Origin of the sequence: Mycobacterium sp. E1386, assembly GCF_001672745.1 — a bacterium.
Lineage (GTDB): Bacteria > Actinomycetota > Actinomycetes > Mycobacteriales > Mycobacteriaceae > Mycobacterium.
Map to the genome: position 1 here is coordinate 44,529 of NZ_LZKH01000027.1, position 20,777 is coordinate 65,305.

8 protein-coding genes and 1 pseudogene are annotated in these 20,777 nt (G+C 69.7%); 2 read left to right on the forward strand and 7 right to left on the reverse strand.

Features of this window, described 5'->3' with window-relative positions:
- Window positions 1–11: 11 nt before the first annotated feature.
- Together A5709_RS03160 and A5709_RS03165 are read right to left on the reverse strand one after the other, a co-directional pair.
- On the reverse strand, window positions 12–12,497 hold the full coding sequence (locus A5709_RS03160; RefSeq protein ID WP_068117924.1) for a type I polyketide synthase: 12,486 nt from the start codon (window positions 12,495–12,497) through the stop codon (window positions 12–14).
- A gap of 338 nt (window positions 12,498–12,835) precedes the next feature.
- Entirely contained in the window at window positions 12,836–13,195 is a 360-nt protein-coding gene (locus A5709_RS03165; RefSeq protein ID WP_082953529.1) for a hypothetical protein, read from the reverse strand.
- Between the two features lie 169 nt (window positions 13,196–13,364).
- Between A5709_RS03165 and rbpA the strand changes: the two genes are divergently transcribed.
- Entirely contained in the window at window positions 13,365–13,700 is a 336-nt protein-coding gene (rbpA, locus tag A5709_RS03170; protein ID WP_067926986.1) for an RNA polymerase-binding protein RbpA, read from the forward strand.
- A gap of 12 nt (window positions 13,701–13,712) precedes the next feature.
- On the opposite strand, the pseudogene lnt reads toward rbpA, so the two are convergent.
- From lnt to A5709_RS03190, 3 genes and pseudogenes are all read right to left on the reverse strand, one after another.
- Window positions 13,713–16,345 (reverse strand): annotated as a pseudogene (gene lnt / locus A5709_RS03180) (apolipoprotein N-acyltransferase).
- 160 nt (window positions 16,346–16,505) lie between these two features.
- Window positions 16,506–18,038, reverse strand: a complete 1,533-nt coding sequence (locus A5709_RS03185) for an amidohydrolase (protein WP_156767949.1) — start codon at window positions 18,036–18,038, stop codon at window positions 16,506–16,508.
- Window positions 18,039–18,143: 105 nt separating this feature from the next.
- Complete coding sequence (locus A5709_RS03190) at window positions 18,144–18,680, reverse strand: FxsA family protein (RefSeq protein ID WP_067942979.1); 537 nt, start codon at window positions 18,678–18,680, stop codon at window positions 18,144–18,146.
- A gap of 73 nt (window positions 18,681–18,753) precedes the next feature.
- Here A5709_RS03190 and A5709_RS03195 point away from each other — a divergent pair, with 73 nt between their 5' ends.
- A complete protein-coding gene (locus A5709_RS03195; protein WP_067942981.1) occupies window positions 18,754–19,461 on the forward strand; it encodes a dienelactone hydrolase family protein in 708 nt (235 codons plus the stop codon).
- A gap of 5 nt (window positions 19,462–19,466) precedes the next feature.
- Here A5709_RS03195 and A5709_RS03200 read toward each other — a convergent pair whose 3' ends face one another.
- The gene (locus A5709_RS03200) at window positions 19,467–20,321 is read right to left on the reverse strand and encodes a type 1 glutamine amidotransferase domain-containing protein (protein ID WP_068117929.1); all 855 of its coding nucleotides are present in this window, start codon (window positions 20,319–20,321) and stop codon (window positions 19,467–19,469) included.
- A 5-nt stretch (window positions 20,322–20,326) separates the two neighbouring features.
- Complete coding sequence (locus tag A5709_RS03205) at window positions 20,327–20,713, reverse strand: PPOX class F420-dependent oxidoreductase (protein WP_067942985.1); 387 nt, start codon at window positions 20,711–20,713, stop codon at window positions 20,327–20,329.
- Window positions 20,714–20,777: the final 64 nt, after the last annotated feature.

A 20,777-nucleotide genomic window follows, 5' to 3' on the forward strand; every position in this document is an offset into this window, starting at 1 on the left:
CAAGTTCATAGCTACTCGTCGTCGTCCATCAACGCCGCGTTGACCAGATCCTCGAGATCCATGTCCGCGATGTCCTTCTCCGAGGTCACCGGGACCGCCGGCGACTGTCCGTCGCCTCGACCGCCGTCGGCCTCATTCGCCAACGCCAGCAACAGCTCCAGCACGCCGGCCTGCCGCAGGCGCTTGACCGGGATCGATCCCACGGCGCGCTGGATTTCGGCTTCCCCGGGAGCGGCGGCAGGACTCTGTTGATCGGCCGCACCGACGAGTTCTCGATGCATGTAACCGGCCAGCGCGGCGGAGTTGGGATAGTCGAAGATCAGCGTGGGCGACAGGGCGAGCCCGGTAGCCGACTTGAGCCGGTTGCGCATCTCCACCGCGGTCAGCGAGTCGAAGCCCAGCTCCTGGAATGCGCGGTCCGGATCGATGGACTCGGGGCTGGAATTGCCGAGCACGGTGGCGATGTTGGCACGCACCAAGTCCAGCAGAACCGCTTGTTGCTCGTCCTCGGGCAGCCCTTCGAGGCGTTGCAGCAGAGCCGATTTCGACTTCGCCGCGGCCAGCGAATCGTCGACCTGCCGCCGGGTCGGCGCGTTGATCAGATCGACGAACATCGGCGGTAGCGTCCCGCCGTCGAACTTGACCCGCAGCGCGGCGAGATCGATGTGGGCGGGCAACAGGAACGGCTCGTCGACGATGAGCGCGGTGTCCATCAACTCCAGCGCCTCGTCCGAGGACATCGCGACGATTCCGTCGCGGCCGAAGCGGGCACGGTCGGCCGCACCGAGCGCGCCGGTCATGGCGCTGGCCTGATCCCACAGGCCCCACGCCAGCGACATGGCCGGCAAGCCGTGCATGCGCCGGTGCACGGCCAACCCATCCAGGAACGAGTTGGCCGCCGCGTAGTTGGCCTGACCCGACGCACCCGCCAAGCCCGCCATCGACGAGAACATCACGAACGCGGACACATCCAGATCGCGGGTCAGCTCGTGCAGGTTCCACGCGGCATCGACCTTGGCCCGCAACACCGCCTCCACCCGCTCGGGAGTGAGCGAAGAGATCACCGCGTCGTCGAGTACGCCGGCCGCGTGGATCACACCCGATAGCGGCCGTTGCACCGGTATATCGGCGATGACCTTGGCCAGCGCCTCACGGTCGGCGGCGTCACAGGCCACCACCTGCACCTGCGCACCGGCTGCGCTGAGTTCCGTGACCAGTTCGGCTGCCCCCGGCGCGTCCAGGCCACGACGGCTCACCAGCACCAGGTTCCGCGCGTCATGGCGCGTGACCACGTGACGGGCCAATGCCGAGCCGGCCATGCCCGTGGCCCCGGTGATCAACACGGTGCCCGCCGCCCAGGCGTCCGGCATGGTCATGACGACCTTGCCCACGTGGCGGGCCTGGCTCAAATACCGCAGCGCGGCCGGCGCACGCCGGACGTCGAACCTGGTCACCGGCAACGGCCGCAGCACGTCGTCGCCGAACAATGCGACAAGCTCGTCGAGTATTCGAGCGATGCGGTCCGGTCCCGCCTCGAACAGATCGAAGGCGCGGTAGCGCACACCGGGATGCTCCCGGGCCACCGCTTCGGGCTCGCGCATGTCGGTCTTGCCCATCTCCAGGAACACGCCACCGGGGGCGACGAGTCGCAGGGAGGCATCCACGAAGTCGCCGGACAGCGAGTCCAGCACCAGGTCCATGCCACGTCCGCCGGTGACCGTCCGGAACTTGTCCTCGAATTCCAGGCTGCGGGAATCCGAGATGTGGTCGTCGTCAAAACCCATGGCCCGCAGGGTGTCCCACTTGCCCCGGCTGGCGGTGGCGAAGACTTCCAGACCCAGGTGGCGGGCCAGCTGCACCGCGGCCATTCCCACCCCACCGGCGGCGGCGTGCACCAGCACCCGCTGACCCCGCTTGGCGCCGGCGAGGTCCACCAGCGCGTAGAACGCGGTGGCGAACACCACCGTGGTGGTCGCGGCCGCGGTGTGCGACCAACCGGCCGGCATCTTGGCGAGCAGGCGCTCGTCGGTCCTGCCGATCGTGCCGGTGCCATCGGGGAAGAGGCCCATCACCCGGTCGCCGACGGCGAAACGTCCAGTATCCGAGCCTGTTTCGATGACGACGCCGGATGCCTCGATGCCCATGACGGCGTCCGGATCCGGGTAGAGCCCCAGCGCGATCATCACGTCGCGGAAGTTGGCGGCCAGGGCGGACAGCGCAACCCGAACCTGCCCCGGTTCCAGCGGGGCGTCGGCGTCCGGGATGCGTTCCAACCGCAGATTCTCGAACGTGCCGTAACTGCTCATCCCGAGTCGCCACGGCCCGTCGGCCGGGGGCACCAGCAGACCGCCGACGGCGCGACTGCCATGCACCCGTGCGGTGTACACCGCCCCGTCGCGCAGTAACACCTGCGGCTCGCCCACCGACAACGCCGCTCCGACGGACTCCTCATTCAACCGGCCATCGGTGTCGACGAGCACGATGCGACCGGGGTGTTCGGTCTGCGCCGAGCGCACCAGTCCCCACACCGCCGCACCCGCAAGATCGGTGACGTCCTCCCCGGGCAACGCCATCGCGCCGCGGGTCGCCACGACCAGGGGGCCCGCGCCGTCGCGGGCCAGCCAGGACTGCAGCACCGGCAGCACCGCGCGCGTGGCCGCGTAGACGTCGGCCACGACGTCGTCGACCACCGGCGCCGACTCGAAGACCACCGCCGACGGCTGCGTCGTGCCGTCGTCTGATTCCGTTGCGCCCCAAACCGATACCGCGACAGGCTGCACCGACGTCGACCGCTGCGCCGACCAGATGACCTCGAAGAGCCGGTCGGGTCCCGAACTCGAGACCGCAGCCAGCAGCTGCTGGTCGGTCACCGGCCGGGCCACCATCGACGCCACCGAGAGCACCGGCAGCCCCAATCCGTCCGCAAGTTCTATCGAGACTGCCGAATCACTCACCGGGACGATCCGTGCCCGCACCGCCGTCGCGCCCGCGGCGTGCAGCGAGACCCGCTGCCAGGAGAACGGCACCAGCATCGAACCGTCGGGCAGTTCGTCGCCATCGGACGCCAAGATCACCGCGTGCAGTGCCGCATCGAGCATCACCGGGTGGACGCCGAACCCGGTCGGCGAAACCCCCGAGTCCGCGGGCAAAGTCACTTCCGCGAACACTTCGTCACCGCGACGCCACATCGAGGTCAGACCGCGGAACGCGGGCCCGTAGCCGTATCCACGCTCGGCCAGGCGCTCATAGCCGTCGCCGACGTCGACCGCGGTGGCACCCGTCGGTGGCCACACCGACAGGTCCGCGCTCGGCTGCACCTCGCCCGCACGCAGGACACCCTCGGCGTGCAACGACCATCCCGAACCGGCGTCGGCGCGCGAAAAGACCGACACGGCACGGGCACCCGATTCATCCGCGCCGCCGACGACGACCTGCACCGCGACCGACCCCGAGCCCGGCAACACCAGCGGCGCCGCCAGATTCAGCTCATCGACAACGCCGCAGCCCACTTCGTCGCCGGCGCGGATCGCCAGCTCCACGAATCCGGCGCCGGGGAACAGCACCACCCCGCCCACCGCGTGATCGGCCAACCAGCCCTGCGTACCGGGCGACAACCTGCCCGTCAGCACCACCCCGCCGGACGCCGGCAGGTCCACCACCGCACCGAGCAGGGCGTGCTCGCCGGGCGCGAGGCCCAGACCCGCGGCGTCGACCGTGGCACCGTCGCCGGAGAGCCAGAACCGCCGGCGCTCGAACGCATAGGTGGGCAGTTCCACGAAATTGGCCTTGCCGATGGCGCGGCGCCAGTCCACGTCCATCCCGGCAACGAATCCCTGCGCAACCGCGGTGGTCAGGGCCACCGGTTCCGGGCGGTCCTTGCGCAGCGCCGACATGGTGATCACCGGAGCGTCGGGAAGCGATTCCTCGATCGATGCCGTCAGCCCGCTGCTGGGACCGACCTCGAGGAAGCGGTTTGCGCCGGCCGAATGCACGAAGCGCACGCTGTCGGCGAACCGCACCGCTTCGCGAATGTGCCGTTTCCAATAGGCCGCCGAAGCGAAGTCATCGGCCGCGAGCTGTCCGGTCAGGTTCGACACGATCGGGATCGTCGGACTGCCGACGGCGAGTCCGGCTGCGACGGTGCCGAATTCGTCGACCATCGGATCCATCAGCGGCGAGTGGAACGCGTGGGACACCGCCAACTGGTGGACGCGGCGCCCGTCGGCGCGGAGTCGGTCGGCGATCGCCGACACCTGGTCCTCGACCCCCGAAATGACCACCGACATCGGCCCGTTGACCGCGGCGATGCCGACCCCGGGCACCAGCAGCGGGCGCACCTCGTCCTCGGTGGCCTGCACGGCGAACATCGCCCCACCCTCCGGGAGGGCCTGCATGAAGCGGCCGCGAGCGGCCACCAGTACCGCCGCGTTCTCCAGCGACAGGACGCCGGCGACCTGCGCGGCCGACAGCTCACCGATCGAGTGGCCCAGCACGAAGTCGGGATGGACGCCCCAGGATTCGAGCAACCGGAACAGGGCGACTTCCACGGCGAACAACGCCGGCTGGGCGAATTCGGTTGTGTTCAGGAGCTTTTCGTCGTGGCCCCAGATGACTTCGCGCAACGGCCGCAGCAGATGGCGGTCCAATTCGGCCACGACGGTATTGAACGCCTCGGCGAACACCGGGTAGGCGGTGTGCAAACCCATGCCCATGCCGAGCATTTGGGCGCCCTGGCCGGGGAAGACGAAGACGGTCTTGCCGCCGGGCGTGGCCGTGCCCTGGACGACGGATCCGAGTTCACCGGCGGCCAACTCGTCGAGGCCGGCCAGCAACCGCTCGCGATCTCCACCGACAACCACGGCACGATGCTCGAAGTTCGACCGGCCGGCCAACGACCACGCCACATCAACGGCGTCGAGGTCACCGCGCTGGCGTACGTGCTCGGCCAGCCGCTCAGCCTGGGAACCCAACGACGCCAACGACTTTGCGGACACCACGCACGGCACGACCGGCGGCGTGGCGCGTTCCACGACCGGCGCGGAGCCGACGGGTGCGGACTCGATGATCACGTGCGCGTTGGTGCCGCTGATGCCGAATGACGACACACCGGCGCGGCGCGGACCGTTCGCCTTCCAGGGCTGCGGCTCGGTCAGCAACGCCACCGATCCCATCGACCAGTCGACGTGCGGGCTGGGTTCGTCGACGTGCATCGTCGCCGGGACCAGGTCGTGGCGCATCGCCAGCACCATCTTGATCACACCGGCCACGCCGGCAGCCGCCTGCGTGTGTCCCATGTTCGACTTGATCGACCCCAACAGCAGGGGTTCGGCGCGGTCCTGCCCGTAGGTGGCCAAGAGCGCCTGGGCCTCAATGGGATCGCCTAATGTGGTTCCCGTGCCGTGGCCTTCGACCACGTCGACCTCGGCCGCGGCCAATCCGGCGTTGGCCAGCGCGGCGCGCACCACCCGCTGCTGGGACGGACCGTTGGGCGCGGTCAAGCCGTTGGAGGCGCCGTCCTGATTGATCGCCGAACCGCGCACCATCGCCAGCACGGGGTGACCCAGGCGCTCCGCGTCGGACAAGCGCTCCAGAACGAGCATGCCGCCGCCTTCGGAGAACCCGGTGCCGTCGGCGGCCCCCGCGTAGGCCTTGCACCGGCCATCGGCGGACAGCCCGCGCATGCGGCTGAACTCCACGAAGATGTCGGGTGTGGCGTTGACGGTGACGCCGCCGGCCAGCGCCAGGTCGCACTCGCCCGAGCGCAGCGACTGCGCCGCCATGTGCAAGGCCACCAACGAAGACGAACACGCCGTATCCACCGAAACCGCCGGCCCCTCCAAGCCCAGCACGTACGACACTCGGCCCGACGCGACACTCGACGACTGCCCGGTCAGCCGGAAGCCCTCCGCGGCCGGGGCGGCCCCCATGCCGTAGCCCTGCGTGTAGACCCCGGCGAACATGCCGGTCGCGCTGCCCCGCAACGCACCGGGCTCAATCCCCGCTCGCTCCAAGGCTTCCCACGACAATTCGAGGAACATCCGCTGCTGCGGATCCATGGCCAGCGCCTCGCTCGGCGCGATGCCGAAGAAGGCGGGGTCGAAATCCGCGACGCCGTCGACGAAGCCGCCGGTGCGGGTGTAGCAGGTGCCCGGAACGTCGGGGTCCGGGCTGTAGATGCCGGCCAGATCCCAGCCGCGGTCGGCGGGGAACTCCGAGAGCACGTCGCGGCGCTCGATGAGCATCTGCCAAAGATCGTCGGGCGAATTCACCCCGCCCGGATAGCGGCATGACATGCCGACGATCACGATCGGGTCGTCGCCGACTGAGCGGACGACCGGGCCGGGCGTGATTTCTTGTGGCACTCCGGCAAGTTCGCCGCGGATGTAGCCCGCCAGCCCGTTCGGGGTCGGGTAGTCGAAGATGAGGGTGGGTGAAAGCGCCAGCCCGGTGGCGGTTTTCAGCCGGTTACGCATTTCGACCGCGGTCAGCGAGTCGAAGCCCAAATCCTGGAACGCCTTGTCCGGGTCGATCGCCTCCGGCGTGGTGTTACCCAACACGGTGGCGATGTGCGAGCGGACCAGGTCCAGCAGCACGGCATGCTGTTCCGGTTCGGGCAGGCCGTGCAGACGGTGCGCCAGAGCGGATTTCGACTTCGCGGCCGCCAGCGAATCGTCGACCTGGCGGCGCGCCGGCGCGTTGACCAGGTCGGCGAACATCGGGGGCACCGCGGTTGCGTGGGCACGCAGCGCGTTCAGGTCGATGCGGGCGGGCGCGAGGAACGCCTCGTCGACAACCAGTGCGGTGTCGAACAATTCCATCGCTTCGTCCGAAGACAGGGCCAGGATCCCATCGCGACCGAGGCGGGCGAGGTCGGCGGCACCCAGCCCACCGGTCATGGCGCTCGCCTGATCCCACAGCCCCCAGCCCAGCGAGATCGCGGGCAACCCAAGGGCGCGCCGATGCGCGGCCAACCCGTCCAGGAAGGAGTTGGCCGCCGCATAGTTACCCTGCCCCGACGACCCGACCAGGCCGGCCATCGACGAAAACATGACGAACACCGACAGGTCGAGATCGCGGGTGAGCTCGTGCAGGTTCCATGCCGCATCCACCTTGGCGCGCAGCACCGCATCGACGCGTTCGGGCGTCAGCGACGTGACGACCGCGTCGTCGAGCACACCACCGGCGTGGATCACCCCGGTCAGTGGATGGCTCGCCGGAATGTCGGCGATCACCGCGGCCAGCGCCTCCCGGTCGGCGGCATCGCAGGCGACCGCGCGCACCCGCGCCCCGGCTTCCTCCAATTCTGCGATCAATTCGGCGGAGCCCGGCGCGTCCGGACCGCTGCGGCTCAGCAACACCACGTTCCGCACGCCGTGTTCCGTGACCAGGTGGCGGGCCAGCGTCGAACCCGCCATTCCGGTTCCACCGGTGATCAGCACGGTGCCGGACGCCCAGGCGTCCGGCATGGTCATGACGACTTTGCCGACGTGGCGGGCCTGGCTCAGGTACCGCAACGCCGCACGGGCGCGCCGGATGTCGAAGGTGGTCACCGGCAACGGCCGCAGCACACCGGCGTCGAACATGCCGGCCAACTCGATCATCCACTGGTGCATCCGCGGACGGCCGGGCTCGAAGAGATCGAAGGCGCGGTAGCGCACGCCCGGATATTCCTGGGCGATCACGCCGGGATCGCGAATGTCGGTCTTGCCCATCTCCAGGAACACGCCGCCGGGTGCGACCAGCCGCAGCGAGGCGTCGACGAAGTCGCCGGCCAGCGAATCCAGCACCACGTCGAAGCCGCGACCACCGGTCACCGCCCGGAACTTGTCCTCGAATTCCAGGCTGCGGGAATCCGAGATGTGGTCGTCGTCGAAGCCCATGGCCCGCAACGTGTCCCACTTACCCCGGCTGGCGGTCGCGAATATCTCGAGACCGAGATACCGGCCCAACTGGACCGCGGCCATGCCGACACCGCCGGCGGCCGCATGCACCAACACCCGCTGGCCGGGCTTGACGTCGGCGAGGTGGACGAAGGCCATGTAGGCGGTGGTGAAGACGGCGGAGATGGCGGCGGCTTCGGCGTAGGACCAGTCCGCCGGCATGGGTTGCAGCAGGCGGACGTCGCCGGGGACCAGCGTGCCGCTTCCGTCGGGGAAGAACCCGTAAACCGAGTCGCCGACGGCGAATTCGGTGACGCCGGGGCCGACTTCGACCACCACGCCGGCGCCCTCGCCGCCGAGCAGCGCGTCGTGGGTGAACATACCCAGCGTGATCATGATGTCGCGGAAGTTGGCGGCGATGGCGCGCAGCGCCACCCGAACCTGACCGGGCTCCAGCGGCGCGCCGGCGTTGGGAACGGGCTCGAGCCGCAGGTTTTCGAAGGTGCCTGCGCTGCTGATACCCAGGCGCCAGGGTCCGTCACCCGGGGGAACCAGGAGATCGTCGACTGCGCGGCTGGGCCGCACGCGGGCCGTATGGACCTGGCCGTTGCGCAGCAACACTTGCGGCTCCCCGGCCGCCAGCGCCGACGCGATCGCCTGATCATCCAGCGGCACATCGGAATCCACCAGGACAATCCGACCGGGATGCTCGGTTTGCGCCGAGCGCACCAGCCCCCATACCGCCGCGCCGGGCAGGTCGGTGACGTCCTCCCCCGCCAATCCCACGGCGCCGCGAGTCGACACGACCAGCACACCGGTGTCGCGCTCGGTCAACCACGACTGCACGGCGGTCAGCGCCTGGTGGGTGCGCTGGTAGGTGGCGCTGACCGGATCCTGTTCCGCGGGAACCGATTCCAGAATCTCGTAGGACGGGGCCGGGTCGACCGTGGCCGGCGCGGTCGCCGGCGACCACGCCAGTTCGAAGAGTCGCTCGGGGCCCGAGCTCGACACCGCCGCGCGCAGTTGCCGCTCGCTCACCGGGCGGGCCACCATCGCGCCCACGGACAACACCGGCAGGCCCAGCCCGTCGGCGAGCTCGATCGAGATGGAGGTGCCCCCGCCGCTCTGTGCGCCCCGGTTGGTCGGGGCAATGCGGGCGCGGACCGCGGTCGCGCCCGCGGCGTGCAGCGAGACATCCTGCCATGAGAACGGCAACATGACGTCGACGGGCCGGCCCGCCGCCTGCTGGGCCATGATGACGGCGTGCATCGCCGCGTCGAGCAGGGCCGGGTGCACGCCGAACCCGCCGACGCCTCCGGCCGCGTCCGGCAGTCGCACCTCGGCGAACACCTCGTCGCCGCGGATCCACGTCGCGGTCAATCCCCGGAACGCCGGGCCGTAGCCGTACCCGTGCGCGGCCAGCCGGTCGTAGCCGTCGGCCACGTCCACCGCGACCGCGCCCTCGGGCGGCCACACCGACAGGTCGGCGCCAGGCTCGATCGACCGGGAGCTCAAGACTCCGTCCGCATGACATATCCATCCCGAACCGGCGTCGGCGCGGGAAAACACCGAGACCGCCCGCCGTCCCGAATCGTCGGGACCGACAACCACCTGCAGGGCAACCGAACTGGAGGCAGGCAGCATCAAGGGCGCCTGCAGCGTCAACTCGTCGACCACCGAACAGCCGACTTCGTCACCGGCCCGGATCGCCAACTCGACAAACCCCGCCCCCGGGAAGACGGCCGCACCCGAGACCGCGTGATCGGCCAGCCACCCCTGCAGGCTGGGCGACAGGCGACCGGTCAGCAGCACCCCGTCGGAAGCGGGCAGCTCGACGACCGCGCTGAGCAACGCGTGCTCGCTCGTCCCGAGCCCCAAGCCCGCGGCGTCCGCTCCGACGCCCTCACCGGACAACCAAAACCTGCGCCGGTCAAAGGCGTACGTCGGCAACTCCACGAAGCCGGAACCCGACAACACACCACGCCACTTCACGTTCACACCGGCCACGAACGCGGCGGCGGCCGACGTGAGGAACCGCGCGAGGCCGCCGTCATCGCGGCCCAGGGTGGGAACCACTATGGCCTCGGGGTCGCCGCAGTCGTCGCAGGTGCCTTCGATGCCGGCGATGAGCGCGGGATGCGGGCTGGATTCGATGAATGTGCGGTACCCGTGTTCGCATGCGGCGCGCACCGCCTGGTCGAACTGCACGGTCTGCCGGATGTTGCGATACCAGTAGGCGGCGTCCAAACCGGCGGTGTCCAAACGGCTTCCGGTCACCGTGGAGAAGAAGGCAATGCGGGAGGAAGTGGGTTCGATGCCGGCCAGCGCCTCGGCCAGCTCATCCCGGATCGCCTCGACCTCGACCGAATGCGACGCGTAGTCCACGTCGATTCGGCGGGTGCGCAGCTCCAGGTCGGCGCAGAACCCGACGAGTTCGTCGAGCGCGGCCACTTCGCCCGATACCACCACCGCAGAGGGTCCGTTGACGGCCGCGATGCTGACGCGATTGCCGTAGGGCGCCAACAGTTCCCGTGCGCGTTCGGTGCTGCAAGCGATGGAGAGCATGCCGCCGGAGTGGGCCAGCGACCGCAGCAACTTGCTGCGCAGCGTGACCACTCGAGCGGCATCGCGCAGCGACAGCGCGCCCGCGACGTACGCCGCGGCGATCTCCCCCTGCGAATGGCCGATCACCGCGTCCGGGTTGACTCCGACCGATTTCCACAGCTCTGCCAGCGACACCATCACCGCGAACAGCACCGGCTGCACCACGTCCACGCGATCCATGCCCGGGGCGCCGGGGACGCCACGCAGGACATCGATGAGCGACCAGTCGACGAACTCCGCGAACGCCTCGGCGCACGCGTCGAGCTGCTGAGCGAATACCGGTGCGGTTTCCAGCAATTCGACGCCCATGCCCAGCCATTGGGACCCTTGGCCGGGAAACACGAAGACGTTCTTGCCGGTCGGCAGCGCGCTGCCCTGAATAACCGTGCCGGTCGGGTCGTCACCGGCCAACTCGTCGAGCCCGGCGAGCAACCGATCCCGGTCGCCACCGACCACGACGGCCCGATGCTCGAAGGTCGCGCGGCCGGCCAGCGTCCAGGCCACGTCGGCGAGGTCCAACTCGCCGTGGCCGCGCAGATGTCCGGCCAGCCGGGCCGCCTGAGACCTCAACGCCGGCAATGATTTTGCCGACACCACCCACGGCACCGCCGCGGGCCGCGGACGCTCCGCCGGCGGCTCGGGCGCCGGGACCGCCTCGATGACCACATGCGCGTTGGTGCCGCTGATCCCGAACGACGAGACACCTGCCCGTTGCACGTGTCGATTCGCCGGCCAGGGCTGCGCCTCGGTCAGCAACGAGACCGCTCCCGCCGACCAATCGACATGCGGGCTGGGCACGTCCACATGCAGTGTCGCCGGCAACATTTCGTGCCGCATGGCCTGCACCATCTTGATCACACCGGCCACGCCCGCGGCGGCCTGGGTGTGACCCATGTTCGACTTGATCGACCCCAGCCACAGGGGCTCCGACCTCTCTTGGCCGTACGTCGCCAGCAACGCCTGGGCCTCGATGGGGTCGCCCAACGTGGTGCCGGTTCCGTGGCCTTCCACCACGTCGACGTCGGCCGCCGACAAGCCGGCATTGGCCAGCGCCGCGCGCACCACCCGCTGCTGCGACGGACCATTCGGCGCGGTCAGCCCGTTCGATGCACCGTCCTGGTTGACCGCCGAGCCACGCACCAGCGCCAGCACCGGATGGCCCAACCGCCGGGCGTCCGAGAGCCGCTCGACGACGAGCATCGCGCCGCCCTCCGACCAGCCGACGCCGTCGGCCGCCCCGGCGTAAGCCTTGGACCGACCGTCGGGAGCCAGCCCCCGGTGGCGACTGAATTCGACGAAGACGGTCGGGGTGGCGTTGACGGTCGCGCCCCCGGCCAGCGCCAGGTCGCACTCCCCCGAGCGCAACGACTGCACCGCCATGTGCAACGCGACCAATGACGACGAACACGCCGTGTCCACCGACACCGCCGGGCCCTCGAGCCCCAGCACGTACGACACCCGGCCCGAGGCGACGCTGGAGGTCATGCCGGTCAGCCGGTAGCCCTCGATCTCCTCGGCGAGCATGCCGTAGCCCTGGACGATGAGGCCGGCGAACACACCGGTCGCGCTGCCCCGCAGCCCGCTGGGGTCGATGCCGCCGCGTTCCAACGCCTCCCACGACAGTTCCAGCAGCATTCGATGCTGCGGGTCCATCGCGAGCGCCTCGCTCGGAGCGATGCCGAAGAAGGCCGCATCGAAGTCGGCGACACCGTCAACGAAACCGCCGGTCCGCGCGTAGGTCTTGTGGCGGGCGTCGGGGTCCGGGTCGTACAGGGAAGCCAGGTCCCAGCCACGATCGTTCGGAAACTCGGTGATCACATCGCGGCCGTCGGCCACCATCTGCCAGAGGTCTTCCGGTGTCTCGACTCCGCCGGGGAAGCGGCAGGACATACCGACGATCGCGATCGGCTCGCTCGACCGCTCCAGCAGCGCACGGTTGGTGCGTTTCAGGCGCTCGACCTGGACCAGCGCTTTGCGCAGCGCTTCGGTCGCATGCTGGAGTTGATCCACCATCACTACCTCTCGCCTAACTTGGCCGTCAGCTGCCCCGATGCGACTCTCGCCGAGTCACGGAATTTGCTGCACGATGCGATGCCGTGCGGCTCTCCGGCCCAAGAATGTCGCTGGTGAGTATGGCCAACTCTGACGGTATTTCAAAACGTCCGATGCTCCCGGCTGCTACAGGAGAACCGGCTTCGGCGTGAGGCACGCCTTGTCCAAGGAGATCCGGAACGCGCCGTTGCGCCCGCGGGTGACGGGGCGTCCCGCGACCCCGGTACGCCGGGATACCACTGACGCGCCGTCCATGGCGCGACTGTACCCGGCTACGCATCGGCAGTGGTCAGGACGGCTCAGACGCCCACCCGGCGCCAGCCGTCGGCCGCCCGGGCGGCCCTGATCAGCTGGTCGCACAGTTCGCGCAGTTCGGTCGCCTGGGCTCCCTCGTCGAGCGCGGTGGCAACATCCTCCGCCGCGCACCGCACCTGGTAGACCCGGTCGGACAGGTCGGCGGCGTCGTCGGCCGACAGGACCACCGCGTCGGGAGGCAAGGCCAGCGAGACCCCGGCGCCGCCCCTGGTCAACGAGGCGCGTTGTTCGTATGCCCGCTGCCGGCACGACTGGCGACAGTACTGGCGGCGGCGTCCCATCCCGGCGTCGGACACGTCGCGACCGCACCAACGACACGGCTGCGGGCGGGGGCGGCGGCTCACGCCTGCCGACTTTAGTCGGGATTACGTGGCGATCCCGGTATCATTGAGGGTCGCGTCGCGTACGCCGGCCACCGACCGGGGAACTACGCAGACCGCCGCAACGTTTGCCAAGCGGACAGAATTGCAGTACAGCAGCCCGAAAGTTCAAAAGACCTAGAGGAGTAGCAACATGGCTGATCGCGTCCTTAGAGGCAGCCGCCTCGGAGCCGTGAGCTACGAGACCGACCGCAACCACGACCTCGCACCACGTCAGCTCGCGAAGTACCGCACCGAGAACGGCGAAGAGTTCGAGGTCCCTTTCGCCGACGACGCTGAAATTCCCGGCACCTGGCTGTGCCGCAACGGCTTGGAAGGCACCCTGATCGAGGGCGACCTGCCCGAGCCGAAGAAGGTGAAGCCGCCCCGCACGCACTGGGACATGCTGTTGGAACGGCGCAGCGTCGAAGAGCTCGAAGAGCTGCTCAAGGAGCGGCTCGAAATCATCCGGTCCCGCCGCCGCGGCTGACCCCCGACCGCTTTAGCTGCGGTTGTCGGCGCGCTGAGTGCCGGCGCGGGTCTTGCGACCCTCGATGCCCCAACGGGTGACCTTCATCAGCGCCTCGCGGATGTTCGATCCGCTCATCTTGGAGACGCCGAGCTCACGCTCGGTGAAGGTGATCGGCACCTCGACGATGACGAACCCGTTGCACACGGTGCGCCAGGTCAGGTCGATCTGGAAGCAGTAGCCCTTGGAGTCCACCGCCTCGAGACCGATCGCCTCGAGGACTTCGCGGCGGTAGGCGCGGTAGCCGGCGGTAATGTCATGGACGCCGATTCCGAGGGCAAGCCGTGCATAGGTGTTGGCCGTCCACGACAGCGCCCAGCGCCGCCACGGCCAATTCCGCACCGACCCGCCCTCGACGTAGCGGGATCCGATCGCAAGGTCTGCTCCGGCGTCGACGGCGTCCAGTAAACGGTGGAGCTGCTCGGGCGCGTGACTGCCGTCGGCGTCCATCTCCACCAGCACCGAGTAGTCGCGGCTCAGACCCCAGGCGAAGCCCGCCAGATAAGCCGCGCCCAGGCCGTCCTTGGCGGTGCGGTGCATCACGTGGGTTCGACCGGCATCCGCGGCCGCCAGTTCCTCGGCGAGCTCGCCGGTGCCGTCGGGGCTGCTGTCGTCGACGATGAGCAGGTGCACGTGGGGGCAGGCGTCCTTCAGCCGCCGGTGGATGACCGGCAGGTTCTCCCGCTCGTTGTAGGTGGGGATGATCACCAGGACGCGCTCGCTGGGACGATTTCCCGGGTTCCGGGGCGCCGGCTGGCCGGTGGTCATGTAGCTCCTCTGTGTCGCCCGATGTTTCGCGACGGTCGTCGGCCGCCCTCGTGGAGCGGAGTGTAGTCACCGCCGTCCGCCGGCGGCGCCTGGTCCCCGCCCTCGTCGGGCGGGGTTTCGCCCGGGGGCGTACCGGCGTTTGGGGATTCGTCCGGGGCCTCGGACCTCCGACGAATCGGACGCGGGAACCATCCATTGTGCCGTATCCCGGCCAGGATGGCCGCTCCGGCCGCCGCGACCAGGAGCCACTGCAGGATGGGACCCCAGCGGGTCGCCGGCGTCAGTTTCGTCTTCAGGCGCACCTGGATGTCCAGGTAATCGGGCTGGAAGAAGTCGGTGCGAACCAGCTCGGCGCCGTCGGGCGCGATCACCGCGCTGATCCCGGTGGTGCCGGCGACTACCACGTATCGGTCGTGCTCGACGGCCCGCACTTTGGCGAATCCCAGCTGCTGTTCGCTCATCGTCTTGTTGAAGGTGGCGTTATTGCTCGGCACGGCGAGCAACTGGGCACCATTGAGGACCGCTTTGCGCGGGACGCGGTCGAAGATCACTTCCCAGCACGTGGCCACCCCGACCGGCACCCCGGCGATGTGCACGACGTCCGTGCCGGGCCGGGGCACCATGTTCCCGGCGCGGTTGGCGTACGCGGAGAGATGGCTGAACAGCCACGGCATCGGCAGGTATTCGCCGAAGGGCTGCACGATTTCCTTATCGTGCCGGTCGGCCGGTCCAGTCGACGGGTTCCACACGATCATGGTGTTGGTGTACTGCGGATTCTCCGGTGGGCTGCCGGGGAGTTCCGACACGGTGCCGATCAGGACCGGCGCGCCGATCGCCGTCGCGGCCTGCGATATCTCCAGCGCGGCGTCGACGTTGACCAGCGGATCGATGTCCGAGGAGTCCTCCGGCCAGATGACGAACTGGGGTTGTGGCGCCTGGCCCGCCCGCACGTCCTCCGCCAGCCGCAGGGTCTCGCGGACGTGGTTGTCGAGCACCGCCCGCCGCTGCGCGTTGAAGTCCAGACCCAGCCGCGGCACATTCCCTTGCACCACCGCGACGGTGACCGAGGGTTCGCCGCCCGATCCCGTGCCGGCGTGCCGCACCTGCGGCCAGACGACGACGGACGCGAATAGCACCAGGCAGATGCAAACGCCCGGCAGCACCACCGCGGGCGGTTCCGCGTCGGTTTTCGCCGGTTCGTCGTCATCGGAGCCGCGGTGCGCCCGTTTACCGGCGTGCCACCACTTCACGATCTCCAGCTCGATGGCGGTCGCGCTGAACCCAACCAGCACGATCGCCATGGAGAGCAGCGAGGCGCCCCCGAGCTTGACCAAGGGCAAGAAGGGGCCCTGTGCCTGGCCGAATGCCACCGATCCCCATGGGAAGCCACCGAACGGGACGATCGATTTCAGCCACTCCTGGGCCGTCCACACCAGCGCGAACCAGACCGGCCAGCCCGGCAGCTGCCGCACGAGCACGGCCCCTAGGCCGAAGAGGGCCGGAAACAGCGCACACGTCATCGCCAGCACCGTCCAGGGCACGGCGCCGACGAGCAGGCTGATCCACGGCAGCAGCGGCAAATAGAACGCCAGCCCGAAGAGGAATCCGTAGCCCAATCCGCCGGCCGGCGTCGTCGCCGGATGCTTGAGCACCCAGGCCAGCAGCGCGGCGGCCAAGATCGCGCCCCACCACCAGTTCAGGGAGGGGAAGCTGGTGAAGAGCAGGACACCGCCCGCTATGGCGCAGGCGAAGCGGGTCAGCCGCGGCAGCATGGCCGCCCGGACGGCGGGCAGCCGCGCGAGCGCGCCCGCGCCCACCCGGCGGGCCGTGGCCGCCATACGGCTCGTCAGCGGCGGCGCGCCGGGTTCCGGGGAGTCGACCTCGTCTTCGGGCTTGTCTTCGCCCTCCGGGTCGGTATCCGGGTGCGCCCCGAGGTCGTCGTGCAGCGGCTCAGCCTCGCCGGCTCCCTCGGGGCGGTCCTTTCGGCCGGAGCAGTCCTCAGCCATGGATGACAGCGCCCCGATGCACCGTCCGCCGGCACCGCGGCAAGGCGTCGTTCGGGCCCAGGCGCGGCAGGGCCGGCACCCGGGCGCGCGGGTCGGTCGACCAGCGCTGCACGGCGTCGCGAGGCGCGTGGACGTCCAGGGGCCCGGCATCCCATACGGCATAGGAGGCCGGCGCACCGGGCACCAGCGTTCCCGTCTTGCCGTCGTGGACACCGGCGGCCCGCCAGCCGCCACGGGTCGCGGCGGCGAACGCGGCACGCGCGGAGACCGCGCTGCCAGGTGTGCGATGGTTGACCGCCGCGCGCACGCTCGCCCAGGGGTCGAGGCCTGTCACCGGTGCGTCGGAACCAAGCGCGAGGGGCACGCCTTGGGATGCTAACAGCGCTAACGGATTGAGCCGACTGCCTCGTTCGGCGCCGAGGCGGCGCGCGTACATGCCGTCGGTGCCGCCCCACAGCGCATCGAAGTTGGGCTGCACGCTGGCGATGACGCCCCAGTGCCCCAGCTGGGCGGCCTGCTCGGCGGTGACCATTTCGAGGTGCTCCAGGCGGTGCCCGCACCGGGCGACGGCGACCGCCCCGAGTCGCGCGACGACCCGCTCGAAGGCGGCGACCACCGCGGAGACGGCGGCGTCGCCGATGACGTGGAAACCCGCGGTCACCTCCGCCTCGGTGCACGCCCGCACGTGCGCCTCGATGGCGTCGGGGTCCAGGTAGCAGGTGCCGAGCCGGTCCTCGGCGTCGGCGTACGGCTCGTGCAGCCAGGCGGTGCGCGACCCGAGCGCGCCGTCGACGAAGAGATCGCCGGCCAGCCCGCGCGCCCCGGTCTCCTCGACGAGCGCGCGCGCCCGTGCGGGGGTGGTCACCGCCTCGCCCCAGTAGCCGGTCACCTCGACGCCTCCATCGAGGGTTCGCAGCTGCAGCCAGTCGTCCACACCGCCGATCTCGGGCCCCGCGCATTCGTGCACCGCGACGATGCCGGCGGCCGCGGCGGCGCGCAGGGCGGCCGCGCGGGCCTCGGCCAGCTGCTCGGGCGTCAACAGGTCGCGGGCGACGGCGCGGACCAGGTGGTGGGCGTCGCCGGTCAGCGGCTGGTCGGGTGAGAAGCCGACAGCCGCCGGTAGGTCCGCGACCAGCCGGCGCAACCCCGTCGAGGCGAGCGCCGAGTGCACGTCGACCCGGGTCAGGTAGGCCACGCGGTCGCCGAGGACGGCATCGAGGTCGTCGGTGCTCGGCGGGCTGTTCTCGGGCCAGGACGACTCGTCCCAGCCATGCCCCCACACCGGCCGGCCCGGGCGGGCGGCCGCATAGTCGGCGACCAGCTGGATGCACTGCGCGCGCGAGGTCGCCGGGCGTAGATCGAGCCCGCTGAGCATCAGGCCGGTTGCGGTCAGGTGGATGTGGCTGTCCACGAATCCGGGCGCCACGAACCCGCCCTGCAAGTCCTCGACGTCGGCGCCGGGAAACGAGTTGCGAGCGACATCGTCGCTGCCCAGCCAGGCGACCACGCCGTCCCGCACCGCCATGGCGGTGGCGTCGGGATGGGTCGGGCTGTGCACCCGGCCGTTGACCAGGAGCGTGGTGGACACGTCACTCACAGGGCAAAACTACGTGTGGTGGCAGGTCGGTGGTTAGTCCCAGGCGGGCCGGCCCGGGTAGCCGCCCCGCACCGGCTCGTTCGGCAGGGCGGGCGGCCTGATGTCGTGGACGTCCACGACCTCGCCGTCGATGTAGTCGTCCCCCGCAGCGCCGCCGCGCTGGCGCACGCCCGCGGCGAACAGCGTCGTGTCGGCGAACATCGGCACCCGCCGCCGCAGGCCGCGCATCGCGATCGCGGCCAGACCCGGCCCGACCACCGCACGGACGGGCCGCACCAGCAGCAAGAGCCCCAGAACCGTGCTGACCAGTCCGGGCATCAGGACCAATAGCGTGGCCAGCGTGATTAACGTCCCGTCTCGCACCGCTGTGCGCGGTTCGGCGAGGCCGGAGCGCAGGTGCCCGATCTGACGGAGAAGGTGCGAGCCCATCACAGGCACCAGCAGGCCCCATCCGAGCAGGAAGGTGCCCGCCAGCGCCAGCAGCGTCCAGCCCCAACCGATGGTCCAAACCAGGGCGATGGTCGCCGCCAGCTCGACGGCGGCGTAGCCGAGAAACAGCCGTGACAGCATGTCCAGCCAACGTCCGCCAACCGCGCCGAAGTTCCCATGGTGACTTCCGGGGCGATTGCAGTTAGATGACGCTATGACCACGATTGAGATCGACACCCCCGACGGACCGATCGACGCGCTGCTGGACCTCCCCAGCGGTCAGGGCCCATGGCCCGGCGTGGTCGTGGTCCACGACGCGTTCGGATACGCCCACGACAAGGAGTCGACGAACAAGCGCATCGCGCAGGCCGGCTACGTGGCGATCACCCCGAACATGTACGCGCGGGGCGGCCGCATCCGCTGCATCACCCGGGTGATGAAGGAGCTGCAGACGCAGCGCGGCCGCGCCCTGGGCGACATCTTGGCGGCCCGCGACCACCTGAAATCCATGCCCGAATGTTCCGGCCAGGTCGGCATCGCGGGATTCTGCATGGGCGGCCAGTTCGCATTGGTCATGTCGCCCAAGGGTTTCGGCGCCTCCGCCCCGTTCTATGGCGCTCCCCTGCCCCGCAACCTTGATAAGACGCTGGACGGGGCGTGCCCCATTGTGGCCAGCTTCGGCGCCCGTGACCCGCTGGGACGCGGCGCGCCGGAGAAGCTGCGCGAGACCATCGCCAACAAGAACATCACCGCCGACGTCAAGGTCTATCCCGGCGTTGGGCACAGCTTCGCCAACGAACTGCCGGCCCAGCCGCTGCTGCGGATTACCGGTTTCGGCTACGACGCGGACGCCACCGAGGACGCCTGGCGCCGGGTGTTCGCGTTCTTCGGTGAACATTTGGCGTCGGGCGCGACGACGTAGTTGCGTCACAGCAACTTTCGCGACAGGACCGTCGCGAACGTGTGCGTGTCTCCAGGCCAGCGCGCCGATACGTAGCTGCCGTCGTCGACGACGAACGCGGGCCGCGAGTCGGTCGCGGTGTCGCGTGACATCCCGGAGAATTTGCGCCGCCAGCCCGGCGAACCGCGCACGACATCGCAGAAATCCGTCGGATTTTCAAGTGCGCGAGTCACTTCCGACTGCACCGACATGTAACCCCGGGGCTGGCCGGGTTGCTCGGTGTAGGTCCGGTAGTAGTTCCGGTCCCAGAATCGGGTGAACCGCGTCAATCGCCATGCCAGGCCCTCCATCGCCCACGTCAACGCCGTGGTCTTGTGTCCATAGAGCACCGAACGACCGGTCTCGGGATCGACGCTGCGCGCCGCGAGCAGCACGCCGTGGCAGATGGCGGCGACGATGACCCCCCGCTTGAACGCTTCGACGACAAGCCGGTGCAGGACGGCGCTGTCGACATAGCTGCGCATCCCCCGGGCGCGATGCCCGCCGGGCAGCAGCAGCGCGTCGACTCCGTCGAGGCCGGCTTGCGCCCACGCGATGGGGTGCTGAAACTCGTTTGACGCCAGCATATCCCGATACGCGCTGCGGCCATCCTTGTTGGCACGCAGCATCAGCCCGATCACCGGGATGGCGCCCAGCACGGGCAGGGCGGACCACACGTCCAGGCCGCGGCCGCTCACCATGATGTCGTCCGCCGCACCGGGTGATCCGCTTTCGGTGGCAAACACCACCCGATGTCCGTTGCGGGTCAGGACGCGCCAGCTGACGGCGACCTCGGTCGGGTCGAAGTCACGGTCGGGGATGGGGACGAGAACGGTGCCCATGCGGCCTATGCCTGCGCCACCCGGAGCTCGAGGCCAACGTTGTTCTCCATGCCGCCGCGCAGCTTGCTGAAGAGATTGAACACCTTGCCCACGATGCCGTAGCGCTTTCCGATCGCGTCGTAGACGACGGCGGTTTGCGACTTGTCGAGGATCGCTGCGGTGCCTTCGACGGCCTCGCTGGTCGGGCGGCCCTGCATGGTGCAGGTGGCCAGGGTGACTCGTGGAGTGTTGCGAATCCGCTTGACCTTCCACGACTTTGCCTGGGTGATGACCAGGAGCCGGTTTTGGTCCGCGGCCGCCCAGATCGGCGTTGGCTTGGCCTTGCCGTCCTTGGTGAAGGTGGTCAACAGGATGTATTGCGCCTTGGCGAGATCGGCAAAAGTCGGTGTCACGGTGTCAACCTACGCCGGTCGGCCGGCTCGTGCCGAGTGTGCGGCCGGCCGCACACTCGCGTCA

Coding starts and splice junctions, on each gene's coding strand:
- A5709_RS03160 (WP_068117924.1), bottom strand. CDS start 12,497: ATGGTGGATCAACTCCAGCATGCGACCGAAGCGCTGCGCAAAGCGCTG.
- A5709_RS03200 (WP_068117929.1), bottom strand. CDS start 20,321: ATGGGCACCGTTCTCGTCCCCATCCCCGACCGTGACTTCGACCCGACC.
- rbpA (WP_067926986.1), top strand. CDS start 13,365: ATGGCTGATCGCGTCCTTAGAGGCAGCCGCCTCGGAGCCGTGAGCTAC.
- A5709_RS03190 (WP_067942979.1), bottom strand. CDS start 18,680: ATGCTGTCACGGCTGTTTCTCGGCTACGCCGCCGTCGAGCTGGCGGCG.
- A5709_RS03185 (WP_156767949.1), bottom strand. CDS start 18,038: ATGGCGGTGCGGGACGGCGTGGTCGCCTGGCTGGGCAGCGACGATGTC.
- A5709_RS03195 (WP_067942981.1), top strand. CDS start 18,754: ATGACCACGATTGAGATCGACACCCCCGACGGACCGATCGACGCGCTG.